This is a genomic window from Hydrogenovibrio sp., assembly GCF_965140365.1.
Taxonomy (GTDB): domain Bacteria; phylum Pseudomonadota; class Gammaproteobacteria; order Thiomicrospirales; family Thiomicrospiraceae; genus Hydrogenovibrio.
Genome location: NZ_OZ223196.1, coordinates 2447928 through 2463130 on the forward strand (window position 1 = coordinate 2447928; position 15203 = coordinate 2463130).

A 15203-nucleotide genomic window follows, 5' to 3' on the forward strand; every position below is an offset into this window, starting at 1 on the left:
TGTTTAATATTCAAAACCTGATACTTAAAAGAATGACAATATTTGCAATTTTTACCAATGCAACTAAACTTGAAATATATTTATCAATAGGTTCCTTGCTAACGTGCTTAATTCAGTCATCAAATTTGAGCTACATCTATACAAACAAAAAAAAAGTTTGTTTTCGTTCGGCAAGAACGAACATAATAAAGCCAGTGTTCAGGAAATAATATTCAATGCAATAAAGGACAATCAAGAAACGCCCGAAACCCTACATGAATATAAAATAAAAATTCCTTCCGAATGGTCAGAGATTGAAAAAAAGTATAAAAACGTTAGTCTTATAAATGCAAAGGAAAATCTCACCTTTTACCTCGAACATGAAGGTATCGACATCTATCTCTTTTCCTTGAACAATTCAACTTCTGGACTACAAAAACAAGATGAAACATTTGAAGTCATAGCTTTTGGTCAAGGCTCACCAGAAGAACTAACCCATGTTATATTCAAAAAATTACGCGATTTATCCTCAAACTTCCAAATCAACTTTTCAACAAAAAAGGCTCAAAAAGTCTTTGCATTTCCAATAACCCCTGATAAAAGCGATATAGTTGATCCTAGTTTGATGTTACAAATAGAATTAATTCAAAATAATTCAAAAATTGATAATGAAAAAATTTCGCGCTGGGCTGTAATGTTTATTGCAGGGTTGGTATTGCTAAAAACGATGGCGACAAACGATAAACTTTATGCTTTTGGAGGGAGTCTGTTAGTAATGTTAGTAATCGAACTATGTATCTACTATATAGTCCTCCCCATGTTAAATAAAGATAAAATAAGTTTGAACGTCCCTCCAGAACCAGAAGCAGTTTTATTTTTACAGCCTCATCGAAAACAAAAAACAGAACAATCTGAGACAATGGTTGACAATGATGATCTATTAACGTCTCCGGAGAATAAAAGATGATCCTTCCTTACATCACATTACAGCAAAGAGGAGAAGTTTTTTTCCTCTGTAAGTTAAATGCAGACACTCTAGTAAAGCATCTCAATTTCCATTTTAGAGAACCATATTCAGAATTAAAAACTTCGAAAGAAATAGAAGACCACGAAAAATATATTCAAAAACTTCAAAAAGCGGGGATTGAACTATCCTCAACAGAGGAAGGGATACAAAGACGTGTTCAGATTGATAGAATCAAAAATATTAAGGATTTTATTGAGTCAAATGAAACAAATTTTTTACCTTCAAATGTTCTTTTGTCTGCTGACGTTTCAGAATTACAAGATTTTGAAAACAATTACTTATCATACGAAGACAAACAAACCGGAGCATTTAAATTCCCAGACAATTTTTACTTCTCAATAATCGATGGTCAGCACCGTCTTGCTGGTTTGGCATTAGTTGAATCAAGCATTAGAAAAGAAATGGAAATTCCAATAGTGCTTTTCCTAAACGTCTCAAGGCCAGTGGCTAGTAAGCTTTTTGCAGACATAAATGGAAAACAAAAATCCGTCAGCAAGTCATTAATATATGACCTATCAGCTACCGATGAAAATAACACCCTAATAAAACGCTTTCAACGTATCTGTTCTAGTTTTTATCAAGACAGAGAAGGCCCTCTTTATCGACAAATAAAAATGCTAGGAATTGGACATGGTTCTATTTCTCAGGCCTTCTTTATTGACTACACAATGGAGGCCATTGACAGAACCTCATTAAAAAAGGCCGAACCCCAAGAAATTTATAACCAATTATTTAAATACTTTAGAGCCTTTCAAGAAACCTTTCCCGACGATTGGCCCGTACCAAGAGACTTAAAATCCCATAAAGAGCTAGAAGAGCATGAAGAAATGGTCCTTAAGTATAGAAAGAGCCAACTGCTAAAAACAAACGGATTTGGAGCCATTTTGAAATTATTTCCCGATGTTTATCATCAAACGAAAGGAAATTCGGATAAATTTAAACTGTTAATTTCAAGACTTCATGAGTACGATTGGACACTACCGCAAGCAACAGGAACAGGGAAAGGTATTCAAGGAAAAATCAAGGATGAATTAAAAACATTATTAGAAGGTTACTCATAATCTAGAAAAGCTTTAATCTCTCCACGAATTTTATGAGCCTGTTTTCAGATTGCTGATCAGAAAGTAAATGAGTGGCGATTCACTGTGTACGCATTTTGTCATCTAGAAAGGAAAAATTACTTTTACCCTTCAATTATTTCGATAGAAGTATTATGGAATTCTTGCTTCAAGCGAGAAATAAAAGCCTCAGGAAGACTTACCGCAATCCTCACTTCATATGAATAATCTATTTTCAATATTTCCCCCTGAAGCGATTCAATAATTTTTCTTAAGCTATTTTCTTCACTAAATGGGCAATTAACTAATAGTTCAACATGTGTTATATGTTCTTCAACCTCTAATGCTTTTAATGCTTTTTGTGCCGATTCTCTATATGCTCGAACCAGTCCGCCTGCACCCAAGCGAATACCTCCGAAGTACCTGACAATTACTACGGCCACATTGCCAATACTACTATAATTGATTTGACTAAGGATTGGTTTTCCCGCGGTCCCGCTTGGTTCTCCATCATCATTACTCGCACAATTTGTAGAGTTCTTAGGATCTCCAAGTAAATATGCCCAACAAACATGCCTTGCATCTGGAAACGCATCTCGTAATTCTTGTATAAACTCCATCGCCTGATCTCGAGAAATCACTTTTTTAGCAAATGAGATAAACCGACTTTTCTTAATCTCAATTTCTTCTGAAACACTATTAACAGGTTCTAAGTAAGACATATCAACAGTTTGAGGATGCTTGGAATTTCTCTGAAATTCTCTTTTTCCACTCAGGAGCAGGATTATTACTGTCTAATCGGCAGTCGATGAGTAAGTGCTTTAAAATTACCAATAAACTATTTGGGTCTTCTTTTCTTGATTCAAACAGGGTTTTAAAGTCTTGAAGAGTTGTGGGAACGATATGTACATTGATTTGTGAGTCGCCTGGTAAATACCACTCACCTAGACGGAATGTGTTAGCAGTATTAGTATCGATATTAATCGCTAAAAACAACCCAAAAACCCTTTTACCTGTTTCTGAAAATTCCTGTACAAAATTTGCTACGTGCCTCCTGACTGGTTCACCTTCAGCTGCTTCTTGCCTAGATGACTGGGTAAGAGTTACTTCAACAACAAGAACAAAGTCATCAAACTCAAAAACCAGATCTGAAGAGCCACTAGCCGCATGAGATAGAGGTTTAAAGTCAGGATCTACTTTAAAGTTTCTCGACTCCCAAGGAGGATTGACAATTGAGTTAATTGCTAAAAACGCACGCCAAACAATCCATTCAAAGTATGCAGGTCTCTCATTTTTAGGAATTTCTATTTCAGTACCGTCTTCAAGTGTCGCATTAAATTTATTATCTAAAAGCAAATTAAGATATGCGATAATTTCTTCAATTTCTTGAACCTGCTGAGCAGCGAACTCTTTCTCTCTGATCTTAAATAGTTGCTCTTCAAGCTCAAAACGCTTTGTATTTATAGCTGAGACTTCAGTTATCGCATTTAGCTCATCTTCAGAGACCTCAATACCATGCTCTTTTAACTTACTAGCAAATACCTTAGCAGTATCTTTTGCTGTATCTAAATTATCGGTTGGTAATGGAGCACCATTACAAAGACCTTGATAATACTCAGTCAAATTTTGAGGTTTCCAAAAACTCTTAGCGATTTCTTCCGCCACAAAAATTTTGTCTTCATCCAAAAAAATACTGGTGCGTGATGACTTAAAAAGTCCAGTAGACTTTAAGTATCGAAAATTTGTATCGGAATAATCATTTTGAGTTGTTTCAGACAATCCAGACTTAGAAAGCCAAGTTTGCTTAATCAAATCTTTTCTTGGTTTACCTTTAAGTTTTCTTAACTCACTCCTAAAAGAACTTATTTCATCGACTACAATATCAACCTTTTCATTCGACCAGCTTAGCTGAACAAAAATTGCCATTTCATGTTTGTTCAATTTGCTGTTACCGCATTTTTCTCTTAGGCCTAACATGACACTCAATACAAAAGAAAAAGGAGCAAAACTTAAGTCATCATTATCGTCAGGTATACGATAAGCAGATAAAGCCCTAAGGTAACATTCTTGCCAAGTTTGAAGATTATCTGAATTTATTAACGTCAAACCATTATTAGAAATAAAGTCAGATGCGCCAATTGCACTCTGAATATAAGAGTGTTTCTTTGGTAAATCAGGAACTAAAAACCCCATTCTTTCCATAGCTGAACGCCATTTTCGACCAACACTATTGGTAGAGTCTGCTCCTAAAGAAACCAATTCAACTTTACCAAAACAGTCTCTTAATGCTTTATCCCCATCAGCACCCCGAATATGACCTTCCAGACCACACTCTCTAATCGCTATCAAACCATCTCTTAATCTCAATGCTGAACGAACAGTTGTATTACCAAAGTGCCACGCTTTCATTTAGTAACCCACAAACAAATACTCTTTAACGGAGTTGTTATTACTTCCAACTTTATGACCATGATTACCAATAGAGTATTGATAGTCAACAGGAATCACTTCAACATTCCCTTTATATTTAGAGAGCAACGAAACCATTTCATCTAGTGTTGGTAAGCTATTTGATGAATATGAAACAAGCAGAATACTATCCCTATGTTTCTTGAAAAGCTTATCAAACGCCTCATAAGCTCCCGTTCTCGACGAAAAAGGAGTTGGATAAGATTTAAATTTCTTCGTCTTGGTGTGCTCTTGAATTTCAATCCCTTTCCAATCTCTAGCTATACCCTCAACAAAATGGTATCGACGAACATACTCATTGTCAGAGTGAGGCGAGTAATATGGAGGGTCTATGTACACTAAGTCAGTTTTTGTATTTAGAGACATTGCATCAAGGTTTCTTGATAAATTTTCCTGTCCGTTATCGAAAACAGCTAAGTTAATTTGTTCTATTGCATTTACAAAATGGTCTTTTAGTGTTGTTTGAAGGTCTTTCCTACCATCATCATACCTGTGACCAACATAAGTAAAGATTCCTCTAGGTCTCTTTTTAAAACAAGCTCTAACTAAAGCAGATGTTGCTATTGCTCTTTTTGTACTGCTTCTAAACTTTTTTATGTTTGCTCTTACCTGATCAATGAAAATATTTTCATCTTCGGTGAAGTACAGGTCTTTAAATGTATTTTCAACGAATCCATCACAAAGGCCCTTATCCGACAAAAGAAATTCAATATCCTTGTCAGTAAGCGTAACAGTGTTGTTTTCTACCATAGCTTTTGTATATAGAGAAGAAAATGACATATAGTCATTACTTACAACCTTTTTCCCTTGAGCTTTAAACATATAACTAACTACGCCAGAGCCTGAAAACAAATCCAAAACACTATCAAAATCAAACTGAGAAGCAATGCCCCAAATCTGCTGTAATAACTTATTCTTAGAACCCATATAACGAGTCGAAGGATACATTGAAACTTGTTTGGGGAGCTGATCAGGAACAATTCTTAAATCAAATTTTTTCTTTGGAGGAATGTCTACAATTACATCTTCACCAGTCCGTTTACCGCCCTTACAAGAGATGTGTCTTTTTGTGCTATGCACTTCGATTTTATACTTACCAAAAAGTTCATGTACGAGAGGGTGATTAGAGTTAGTCAAAATTACATGACATCCTAATTCTCGGAGTCTTTCCACTTCTTCCGCCAACTCAATATGATCTTCTTCATAGAACTGTTCTTTTGTATATCTTTTAAAGTCTGAATAATCAGAAATTGGTAGGTATGGGGGATCTAGAAATACTAAATCATTAGGTTCTGCGAATTGACCCAAAACTTCTCTATAGCCTCCATTGATAATGGTTGCTTTTTGAAGTAATTTGGAAGCATTATTAAGGTTTTCGTAGTCAACAATCGTAGGATTTTTATAACGCCCGAATGGGACGTTAAACTGCCCCTTTTTGTTCACTCGATACAAACCATTAAAACAGGTTTTGTTCAAATAAAGTGTTCTTGCCGCTTTTTCAGAATCGGATAGTTTAGAAGTATCCAAAGCACGAACGTGATAGAAACATTCTCCTGTATTGCTGTATTTTTCTAGGAAAGAAATTACAGTATCAAGATTATTCGCAACTTGAGTATAAAGGTTAACTAATTCTGGATTTAGATCAGAAATAACAGAATTTTCGTAACTTAAGCTAAAGAATAGAGCACCACCACCAAAAAATGGCTCTATGTACTTATTGTAATGATTAGGAATATGTGGATAAATTTTGTCCAATAATTGAGTTTTCCCTCCAGCCCACTTCAAAATGGGTTTGTAGCTACTACCAATCAAAAGACATTCTTGTTGCATTACCCTGACACCGAATTAATTTTCATTAGCTTTTTATTTTACCACGTACTAGTAATTCATTTATGATCTGAATGGACAACTTTACCACTTTCCAGTTGATTAATTTTATCTAACAACTCCTCAAATCTTCACCGCCATCGCCCATCCCGGCATTGCTGGCGCATTCGGGGTTACCCAGCAAATACGCCCAGCAATGGTGGCGAGCATCCGGGTACTGCGCTTTCAATTCCGCCAACCACGCCATGCCTTCCGCACGATTCTGAATGCCCTTGGCATAGGCGATAAAGCGGCTTTTTTTGATTTCAATTTCAGCGCGGTTCAAGTCCGCGGGAACAGGATACGACATGGTTACCTTTTTATGACCCGGCAAACAGGCCAGGCCTGGTCAATTTTCGGAGTTCGATTCGATGTTGGTATGGTTTTCGCCAATACTGCGCATCACCCAAATCGGTTGAGCGGTATAGATCACATCCAACGACAGATAATCATAGGTTTGTTTCAGGTGGTGATACAAACGGTCACGGAAGTCGTCTTGCTGATGAATGTCAAACGGGGTTTCGTCCCCCAGTTGAATGTAAACCTGCACGTACATCATGCGCCCGGCTTGTAAATAACGAATTTTCATATCCAGATAGCCGACGGAATCGAAGACCTCCTCGACTTCTTTTTGCAGAAAACGCATCAATTCGGCATCATCGGTACGGCCGATAATCTGCAAGCCGTTATCTTTTAAGATTTTCAGCGGAATCGGCAACATCAATAAAATCAAAATCAGAATGACCACCGGGTCGGTGTAAGGCACCCATTCTTCATGGCCGATGGCTTCCATCCAGATAGCCGCGCCGAACGACAAGCCGACAGCGATACTGAGAATGCCGCCGGTCAACCAACCTTGCAAATCCACATGAATCAGCGATGACTGGGCGGTTTTATTCATGTGGTACAGCACATAGGCCAACCCAAACCCAAGCACGGAGGCAATCACGGAATAGAACACGGCAATATGGGCGTCAATGTGACGACCGCCGTGGAAAATCGCTTCCACCGAGGCGTAAAACGCCACCAAAATGACCAGCAGAATCAACACGCCTTTGATGAAATTCAGCACCGGTTCAAAAATGGCATAACCGAACGGCTGAGACTGGCTGGCCTGCTGGGCCATCAGGCTGACCACCCGCAAGGTCAACAAACCGGCGACCAAATCGATGAACGGATAAACCCCGTCCATCAAAATCGCCTGAGACTGGGTCAGGTAATAAAACAATAGCCCAAGCACGGCCATCAAAATGTCGCCGACCATCACCAGTTTGATGGCGCGCTTTTCCGTCGCAACTTTTTGGGCTAAAGGGATTTTTTGATTCGACATGTTTCCGTTCTTATGTGTTTTGTAAGTTCAATATAGGCCCGAGCCCCGCAGGCTTAATAATAGGCTAACCATTTCAGTCATCGGAAGACGACACGCCTTTGCGCCGTAAACGGTAGCGGGGGTTGGTTTCATATAAATCGTCCCAGCCATCGTCGAGTTCATTTTCGCCATATTCGCGTTCATACGGTCGGATATCACGCACCCATTCGTATCCAAACCAACCGAATACCCAATTCAATAGCTTCAACATATCACTTTCCGATGCAGAAGGAGGTAAAAATTCGTCCCAACAAATCGTCCGAAGTAAATTGCCCGGTGATTTCCGACAGTGCCTGCTGCGCCTGACGTAAATCCTCCGCGAGCAATTCCCCGGCGGCATAGGCTTCCAACTGCTGTTGGCCGGTTTGTACGAATTCCAAGGCCCGATTCAAAGCGTCCAGATGACGTTTACGCGCCATAAACACACCTTCTTGGGTTTGTGCATACCCCATCTGGATTTTCAGATGCTGCTTGAGCAGGTCCAGCCCGAGCTGATGCTTGGCCGACAACCAGATTTCCGCGGTTGTCGCGGATTCGTCCAGGCCTGGCGATTTTTCAATCAAGTCGATTTTATTGTGAATCAGGGTCACCGGAATGTGTGACGGCATCCGCGTCAAAATCGCCCGGTCTTCGGGGTGGATGCTTTCATTGGCCTGCACCACCACCAAAATCCTATCGGCCTCTTCAATGGCTGCCCAGGCGCGCTGGATACCGATTTGCTCCACCGCATCGGTCGCTTCGCGCAACCCGGCGGTGTCCAACACATGCAACGGCATGCCGTCGATTTGGATTTCTTCTTTGACGATGTCGCGCGTGGTGCCAGCGATATCGGTCACAATCGCCGATTCGCGGCCGGACAAGGCATTCAACAAGCTGGATTTACCGGCATTCGGGCGCCCCAAAATCACCACCGACATCCCTTCCCGCAACAACACCCCTTGTTGCGCAGACGCCAACACTTGGTGCAACCGATCGAGAATATGCTGTAATTCCCCAGCCACTTTGCCATCGGACAGAAAATCGATTTCCTCTTCCGGAAAGTCGATGGCGGCCTCCACGTAAATGCGCAACTGAATCAGCTCTTCGACCAGTTCGTTGACCTGTTTGGAAAACTCACCCTGCAAAGACTTTAACGCCGACTTAGCCGCCTGCTGCGAGCTGGCGTCAATCAAATCGGCAATCGCCTCGGCCTGTGCTAAATCCAACTTATCGTTTAAAAAAGCCTGTTTGGAAAACTCGCCCGGCTCCGCCAACCGTGCCCCGAGTTGCACCACTCTCTCCAACAACCATTGCAGAATGATCGGCCCGCCATGCCCTTGCAACTCCAGAACGTCTTCACCGGTAAAGGAATTCGGTCCCGGAAAAAACAACGCGATGCCTTCGTCCAACACGTCACCGCCAAGCCCATAAAACGGGCCGTAATGCGCATAACGCGGTTTCGGAACAAAACCGAGAATCGCTTCCGCCATACCGCGGCACTGCGGACCGGACACGCGAACAATGCCCACACCGCCGCGTCCCGGCGCGGTAGCAACCGCAGCAATAGTGTCATTCGATGCAAACGTCATGTGGATTCCTGTTCAACCGTTGGCGCTTCTGAAATGCAAAGCGCCCTTAACGGGCGCTAAACATATGGATTGTTTCGACGTACCTTGCCGAAACAATCGAGACCGAAACTTAGAAACCTTAACCGGCCATCACTTGATAAGTGGTGGTCTGTAAATCGGTCACAAACGGTTTCTGGCTCAATTTGGCCACCGTTTTATCGAGTTTCTTTTTCGACTTGAACGTCATTTCTTCGGCTTCGTCGTTGACCTTGAACGACAGCACATACAAAGGCTGTGTGTCGACAGAGGCCGTGGCCGGTGCCGTTTGCACCGAGCCGCCTTCCAACGGCACATAACCGTTTTGAGTTTTATAACAAATCGGCGTGGTGCCATCCATCACCAACCAATCGACTTGGCCATATTTCGGGTGATCTTTACCCGGTTTTTCATAGGTTAACTGCATGGTATTTCCTTATTATTTTTCTTCGCCCGATTCGATCTTCTTGGTGATGTACCACTGCTGCGCAACCGACAGGATGTTGTTGACCACCCAGTAAAGCACCAAACCGGCCGGGAAGAACATGAAGAAGATGGTGAAGATAAACGGCAAGGCTTTCATGACCTTCTGCTGCATTTCGTCCATCATTGCCGACGGATTCAGTTTCTGCTGTACCCACATGGAAATCCCCATCAGAACCGGCAGAATGTAATACGGGTCTTTGGCCGACAAATCCTGAATCCACAGAATCCAAGGGGCCTGACGCATTTCCGCCGAGTACAACAATACCCAGTAAAGCGCAATGAACACCGGCATCTGCACCAGAATCGGCAAACAACCACCCAGTGGGTTGATCTTCTCTTCCTTGTACAGCTTCATCAATTTCTGCTGGAAGATGGCCTTGTCATCGCCATAGTTTTCTTTCAACTGCTGCAACTTCGGCTGGAATTTCTTCAGGCGCGCCATGGAACGATAAGACGTTTCCGACAGTTTGTAGAACAGCAGTTTGATCAAAATCGTCAAGAGGATGATCGACCAACCCCAGTTGCCGACCAGCGCGTGGATTTTTTCCAACACCCAGAAAATCGGCTCGGCGATGATGGTCAAGACGCCGTAATCCACGGTCAACTCCAGGCCGGGCGCGATTTTTTCTAAGTTATCCTGAATAATCGGCCCAATATACAATTCGGACGTCAAGTTACCGGTTTGGCCCGGCTCAACCGACACCATCGGCTCCACCACACCGGCAACGTAATCGCCTTCACCCAACGGCTTGGCGTAATAACGGTTCTGACTGTCCTGATTCGGAATCACCGCCGACATAAAGTAGTGCTGAATCATCGCTGCCCAGCCGCCTTCAACGGACAGGTTATTAACCGGTTCGGTCTTCAGGTCATCGAACGGATGTTTGTTGTATTTGCTTTCGGCGTGGCCGTTGTACAACACCGGTCCGGTGTAGGTGTACATCATCGCATTGTGATCCGGATCGTAGGTGTTGCGGACCAACTGAGAGTACAAGCTACCGCTCCATTCAGCCTGAGCCGTATTCTCAACTCGATAATCGATGTTAATCAGGTAACGACCTTTCTGGAAGCGATAAATTTTGGTGACCTTGACGCCATCCTGCTCCCACGTTAAAGGCACTTCCAGCGTATCGCCGGTCAGTTCATAGTGGGTTTGCGCCGACTGATACAACGATTTGTGTGTCGGAGCCGGTAGCGTGGCTTTCTTCTGCAGGGCAATGCCGTTTTGCGCGATGTACATCATGGGGGCTTCATCGCCCATCAACTGGAACGGCTTGGAATGATCTTGCGTCGCGGCGTATTTCAGCAGTTTCACATCACGAATGTCACCGCCTTGCGTGTCGATCACAATGTCCAGCACATCGGTTTTGACATGAATGCGCTGTGCTTGCTGAATTTTGGCTTTGGCCGTCGGCACATCCTGCGTGGCCTGATGTGCGCCCGGCACGGCATCCGCTTCATTGACTTCCGGCACAGCGGCCTCTTTCGACGTTTGCGAGGTCGATTGGGTGGCGGTCGTCAGGGCCTGGGTTTGTGGGTTTTGGAATTGCGTCCATTGCAACCAAATCCAGAGCAATGTGAAGGCTAACGCCAACCACCAGAAAGATCTCATATTCATCCGTTGTTTCCTGCTTCTCAATCGTTACGGTTCACAAAAACCGAGTAACATATATTAAAGGTGTTTATTCTACTGTACTGTTCGGCTGATTCGGGCGAAATCAAGCCTTGTCCCGGCGCTTTCGCACTGCAGCCGGTCTGCCGGCCTGGCGTCGTTGCTGGCCGTCTTTCAAACCGCTTTGCTTCACTTTCCGGATCAGGTGTTCAAAACTGTTGATCAGAACGCGATTCTCGACATCCTGCATGCCTCTACGCCCTAAAACGACAATATCATACCCGCTTACTGCTTGTTTATGTTGACGAAATGTCTCTCGCGCCAATCTTTTTACCCGATTGCGCCAGACGGATTTCATCAATTGTTTCTTAGCGATGGCTAATCCCAGCCGCGGATAAGGCAACCCATTCGGACGAACAATAAAGGTCCAATGGCGATTAGAGAATTTCTCTGCCTTGGCGAATACGTGTTGAAACTGTTTGGGACTCAGAAGTCGAAGGGATTTGGGAAAGTGATTTCGGTTGAAATCGTGATGAGTGAGTTCCAGGTTGTCTAGACTTAACCCCGAACCCGACTCATCAGAATTTTGTGGCGGCTGCTCAATCATTAAGATGAATGATTACGCAGTCAAACGCTTACGTCCTTTTGCACGACGAGCCGCCAAAACTTTACGGCCGTTCTTGGTTGCCATGCGAGCACGGAAACCATGCGTACGAGCGCGCTTGATAACACTTGGTTGAAATGTACGTTTCATGATATCAATCCTATTAAGGAGAGCGTTGCACGAGATGGATGCACAGATAAAAATGGCTAAAATTTCCCTGAATGTCGTTGAAAAACTGGCCAATAGCTCGCTATTCGCTGCGTTTTCCGCCTAATTCAGAAAAATTTTATTTCATTTTTCTATAGCGCCCCACTCATGCAAAGCTCTCATTAGAAAATTACTTCTTTCAAAAGAATCGCGCATTTTAATCGAATCCCCTTTAAATAACAACCAGATAATCCATTATTTTTACCAGGCCTGGTCAAAAATCGGATTTACGCCGTTTCATCCGCTCTCATCCGCCCATTTCTTCTTCTCAAAGTGTTTCAAGCCTTTTCAGAATCCACCTTTCGCAAATTATGCTATAGTTCCCGTCCATGTTAATCGAATTTTCTATTTATCTGCTGACGGGAATCATCGCAGGCTTTTTCGCAGGCTTGCTGGGCATCGGCGGCGGTTTAATCATTGTACCGGTGCTGACCACGGCGTTTGTGTATTTTCTGAACACGCCCCACTTAGTCCATCTCGCCATCGGGACCTCCATGGCTACCATTCTGGTAACGGCCGCGGCATCAATTCGTGCACACCAAAAACACGACGCCATCCGCTGGGACATTGTCAAAACCCTCACGCCGGGCATTTTGCTCGGCGGTCTATTCGGCGGTTGGGTGTCACAGTTTTTCAATGCCAACACCCTCGCGCAAATATTTGCCGTTATCGAACTGGTCATCGCCGTTAAAATGCTGACGGATGCGCAGCCCAATCCCCACCGTGAATTACCGGGGCTGGCCGCCCGCTCGGTGGCCGGCACGCTGATCGGCGGCATTTCCTCACTGGTGGGCATCGGCGGCGGCGCACTCAATACCCCTTATATGGTGTGGCATAACGTATCGGTCCGACAAGCCATCGCCACCTCGGCCGCCTGCAGCCTGCCGGTGGCGGCGGCTGGCACCTTGGGCTTTGTCATTGGTGGCTGGAACGCCACCGACCTACCGGCTTACGCCACCGGCTATATCTATTGGCCGGCCTTTTTCGGCATTGTCATCGCCAGTTTCTTTATAGCGCCGCTCGGAGCCGCTTTAACCCATCGACTGCCGGTCAAACTCTTAAAACGGGTCTTTGGTGTACTGCTGGTTATCCTGGCCATTAAAATGTTCTGGTTTTAACCCGCCCGTCAATCGAACACAACGCATGACTGGTCGCCTTCCGTCGGCCAACAAGCGCGCCCAAAAATCTTCAATACAAAAAAAATTGTTTAATTTTAAAAAACACAAAAACAACTTATATTTCAGCTAGATAACTACATTGAAATCGGTTTTATCCACAGCCTTTCTCAACAACTTATCCACAGGCTAAGGGTATTTTTTAAAGTTATTCACAGGTATAATCGCCGTTAGTTTTTTGGCCGCCGAATGGGCGCGCTTTTAAAGCCGGTTTCGAAAACGTTTTCGACCGGTCTGCCCTTCTTTCATGGGCGAACGTTTTTCCGAACGTTTCAAATGAATCAACCATAATAATGAATAAAATTCGCCCGAGGAAAGCGCCGCTTTTTTCCTTTTCTCGGAGCGGAAATGGGTACTCGTTTTGACAACATCGCTTTGGCCACAAGTCTTAAAACAACTGGAAGCTGTTCTGAATGAACAGCAGATGCAAACCTGGATCAGCCCTTTGGAAGCCATGGAAGACGCGCGACGCATTCGCCTGATTGCGCCGTCCGGCTTCATTTTGGACTGGGTAAACAAAAAACTTTTCGGCGAAATCAAACAAGCCGTGTACCTGGTCGCGCCGGTCAATCCGCCGGAAGTCACCCTGGAAGTGGGCGACTATGCTCTGGACAGCTTTGACGAGCCCGAGGTCAGTACGGTGCCGCAAGCCTTGCGCGAGGCACCGGAAGCCCAACCACAGGATGACTTGGAACCGGCCGCACAACAAAAAACCAACAGCGGTTCCAGCAACTCAAAAAAGTCCATCAAACACAACCTCAACACCAATTTCACCTTCGAAACCTTTGTGGAAGGTAAAGCCAACCAATTGGCCGCCGCCGCCGCACGCCAAGTGGCCGACAATCCGGGTGGCAGTTACAACCCTTTTTTCATTTACGGCGGCGTTGGCCTGGGTAAAACCCACTTAATGCACGCCATTGGTAATGAATTGATTCGCCGAAACCCGAACTCCCGTGTGGTGTACCTGCATTCGGAGCGCTTCGTCGCGGATATGGTCAATGCGCTGCGTCACAATAAAATCGACGAATTCAAACGTTTTTACCGTTCACTCGACGCCTTGCTGATCGATGACATCCAGTTCTTTGCCAAAAAAGAACAGTCGCAAGAAGAGTTCTTCCACACCTTTAACACCCTTTTGGAAGGTAATAAACAAGTCATCCTCACCAGTGACCGCTTTCCGAAAGAAGTGGACGGCCTGGAAGACCGCTTAAAATCGCGTTTTGGCTGGGGACTGACCATCGCCGTCGAGCCGCCGGAGTTCGAAATGCGGGTCGCCATTTTGATGAAAAAAGCCGGTGAATTCGGCTTTTTGCTGCCGGACGAAGTGGCTTTCTTCATCGCCAAACGTTTGCGCGGCAATGTCCGCGATTTGGAAGGCGCCTTGAAACGGGTCGGCGCCTTTGCGCAGTTCACCCAGCAAATGGTCACGGTCGATTTGGCGAAAGAAGCCTTGAAAGACCTGTTGGCACTGCAACAAAAAATGATCACGCTGGAAAACATCCAGAAAACCGTGGCCGATTATTACAAAATTCGCGTCGCCGATTTATTATCGAAGCGTCGCACCCGCAACATTGCCCGTCCTCGACAAGTCGCCATGGCCATTTCCAAAGAATTGACCAGCCACAGCCTGCCGGAAATCGGCGACGCTTTTGGCGGACGTGACCACACCACTGTGTTGCATGCGGTGCGCAAAATCAACGAACTGAAAGAAACCGACCACCGTGTGGAAGAAGACTTCAACAGTCTGGTTCGAATTATTACGAATTAA

At 44.1% G+C, this 15203-nt stretch carries 15 protein-coding genes; 4 read left to right on the forward strand and 11 right to left on the reverse strand.

From position 1 onward, the window contains the following. Nucleotides 1–103: 103 nt before the first annotated feature. On the forward strand, nucleotides 104–946 hold the full coding sequence (locus AC0KH7_RS11575; RefSeq protein ID WP_472373575.1) for a hypothetical protein: 843 nt from the start codon (nucleotides 104–106) through the stop codon (nucleotides 944–946). After that, nucleotides 943–2067: a DGQHR domain-containing protein gene (locus AC0KH7_RS11580; RefSeq protein ID WP_472373577.1), complete on the forward strand. Its 1125-nt coding sequence runs from the start codon at nucleotides 943–945 to the stop codon at nucleotides 2065–2067. Before AC0KH7_RS11575 ends, AC0KH7_RS11580 begins: the two co-directional genes overlap by 4 nt. 122 nt (nucleotides 2068–2189) lie before the next feature. On the opposite strand, the gene AC0KH7_RS11585 is transcribed toward AC0KH7_RS11580, so the two are convergent. From AC0KH7_RS11585 to rpmH, 11 genes are all read right to left on the reverse strand, one after another. After that, nucleotides 2190–2786, reverse strand: coding sequence for a YigZ family protein (locus AC0KH7_RS11585; protein ID WP_472373579.1), 597 nt, complete (start codon nucleotides 2784–2786; stop codon nucleotides 2190–2192). 1 nt (nucleotide 2787) lies between these two features. Continuing rightward, nucleotides 2788–4473, reverse strand: coding sequence for an AlwI family type II restriction endonuclease (locus AC0KH7_RS11590; RefSeq protein WP_472373580.1), 1686 nt, complete (start codon nucleotides 4471–4473; stop codon nucleotides 2788–2790). Beyond that, nucleotides 4474–6363 (reverse strand): Dam family site-specific DNA-(adenine-N6)-methyltransferase, encoded by a 1890-nt coding sequence (locus AC0KH7_RS11595; protein ID WP_472373582.1) that lies wholly within the window; start codon nucleotides 6361–6363, stop codon nucleotides 4474–4476. It lies immediately after the preceding gene. Between the two features lie 109 nt (nucleotides 6364–6472). After that, nucleotides 6473–6709, reverse strand: coding sequence for a YigZ family protein (locus tag AC0KH7_RS11600; RefSeq protein ID WP_472373583.1), 237 nt, complete (start codon nucleotides 6707–6709; stop codon nucleotides 6473–6475). 39 nt (nucleotides 6710–6748) lie between these two features. Then, complete coding sequence (locus tag AC0KH7_RS11605; protein ID WP_472373585.1) at nucleotides 6749–7729, reverse strand: cation diffusion facilitator family transporter; 981 nt, start codon at nucleotides 7727–7729, stop codon at nucleotides 6749–6751. A 73-nt stretch (nucleotides 7730–7802) separates the two neighbouring features. Next, nucleotides 7803–7979, reverse strand: a complete 177-nt coding sequence (locus AC0KH7_RS11610; protein ID WP_472373587.1) for a hypothetical protein — start codon at nucleotides 7977–7979, stop codon at nucleotides 7803–7805. 1 nt (nucleotide 7980) lies between these two features. Further along, nucleotides 7981–9336: a tRNA uridine-5-carboxymethylaminomethyl(34) synthesis GTPase MnmE gene (mnmE, locus tag AC0KH7_RS11615; RefSeq protein WP_472373589.1), complete on the reverse strand. Its 1356-nt coding sequence runs from the start codon at nucleotides 9334–9336 to the stop codon at nucleotides 7981–7983. Nucleotides 9337–9454: 118 nt separating this feature from the next. After that, nucleotides 9455–9778, reverse strand: a complete 324-nt coding sequence (locus AC0KH7_RS11620; protein WP_472373591.1) for a hypothetical protein — start codon at nucleotides 9776–9778, stop codon at nucleotides 9455–9457. Nucleotides 9779–9790: 12 nt separating this feature from the next. Beyond that, entirely contained in the window at nucleotides 9791–11455 is a 1665-nt protein-coding gene (gene yidC / locus AC0KH7_RS11625) for a membrane protein insertase YidC (RefSeq protein WP_472373592.1), read from the reverse strand. Nucleotides 11456–11555: 100 nt separating this feature from the next. After that, entirely contained in the window at nucleotides 11556–12056 is a 501-nt protein-coding gene (rnpA, locus tag AC0KH7_RS11630; protein ID WP_472373594.1) for a ribonuclease P protein component, read from the reverse strand. Between the two features lie 12 nt (nucleotides 12057–12068). Then, nucleotides 12069–12203 carry a 50S ribosomal protein L34 gene (rpmH, locus tag AC0KH7_RS11635; protein WP_082671993.1) on the reverse strand — a complete coding sequence of 45 codons (135 nt, stop codon included), beginning with the start codon at nucleotides 12201–12203 and terminating at the stop codon, nucleotides 12069–12071. A 386-nt stretch (nucleotides 12204–12589) separates the two neighbouring features. On the opposite strand from rpmH, the gene AC0KH7_RS11640 reads away from it, so the two are divergent. Together AC0KH7_RS11640 and dnaA are read left to right on the forward strand one after the other, a co-directional pair. Further along, the gene (locus tag AC0KH7_RS11640) at nucleotides 12590–13378 is read left to right on the forward strand and encodes a sulfite exporter TauE/SafE family protein (RefSeq protein WP_472373596.1); all 789 of its coding nucleotides are present in this window, start codon (nucleotides 12590–12592) and stop codon (nucleotides 13376–13378) included. A gap of 418 nt (nucleotides 13379–13796) precedes the next feature. Continuing rightward, nucleotides 13797–15203: a chromosomal replication initiator protein DnaA gene (gene dnaA, locus AC0KH7_RS11645; RefSeq protein ID WP_472373597.1), complete on the forward strand. Its 1407-nt coding sequence runs from the start codon at nucleotides 13797–13799 to the stop codon at nucleotides 15201–15203.

What these genes read in the sequence shown, in the direction of transcription:
- AC0KH7_RS11580 (WP_472373577.1), top strand. Translation starts at nt 943, where the DNA reads ATGATCCTTCCTTACATCACATTACAGCAAAGAGGAGAAGTTTTTTTC.
- AC0KH7_RS11585 (WP_472373579.1), bottom strand. Translation starts at nt 2,786, where the DNA reads ATGTCTTACTTAGAACCTGTTAATAGTGTTTCAGAAGAAATTGAGATT.
- AC0KH7_RS11590 (WP_472373580.1), bottom strand. Translation starts at nt 4,473, where the DNA reads ATGAAAGCGTGGCACTTTGGTAATACAACTGTTCGTTCAGCATTGAGA.
- AC0KH7_RS11595 (WP_472373582.1), bottom strand. Translation starts at nt 6,363, where the DNA reads ATGCAACAAGAATGTCTTTTGATTGGTAGTAGCTACAAACCCATTTTG.
- AC0KH7_RS11600 (WP_472373583.1), bottom strand. Translation starts at nt 6,709, where the DNA reads ATGTCGTATCCTGTTCCCGCGGACTTGAACCGCGCTGAAATTGAAATC.
- AC0KH7_RS11605 (WP_472373585.1), bottom strand. Translation starts at nt 7,729, where the DNA reads ATGTCGAATCAAAAAATCCCTTTAGCCCAAAAAGTTGCGACGGAAAAG.
- AC0KH7_RS11610 (WP_472373587.1), bottom strand. Translation starts at nt 7,979, where the DNA reads ATGTTGAAGCTATTGAATTGGGTATTCGGTTGGTTTGGATACGAATGG.
- mnmE (WP_472373589.1), bottom strand. Translation starts at nt 9,336, where the DNA reads ATGACGTTTGCATCGAATGACACTATTGCTGCGGTTGCTACCGCGCCG.
- AC0KH7_RS11620 (WP_472373591.1), bottom strand. Translation starts at nt 9,778, where the DNA reads ATGCAGTTAACCTATGAAAAACCGGGTAAAGATCACCCGAAATATGGC.
- yidC (WP_472373592.1), bottom strand. Translation starts at nt 11,455, where the DNA reads ATGAATATGAGATCTTTCTGGTGGTTGGCGTTAGCCTTCACATTGCTC.
- rnpA (WP_472373594.1), bottom strand. Translation starts at nt 12,056, where the DNA reads ATGATTGAGCAGCCGCCACAAAATTCTGATGAGTCGGGTTCGGGGTTA.
- rpmH (WP_082671993.1), bottom strand. Translation starts at nt 12,203, where the DNA reads ATGAAACGTACATTTCAACCAAGTGTTATCAAGCGCGCTCGTACGCAT.
- AC0KH7_RS11640 (WP_472373596.1), top strand. Translation starts at nt 12,590, where the DNA reads ATGTTAATCGAATTTTCTATTTATCTGCTGACGGGAATCATCGCAGGC.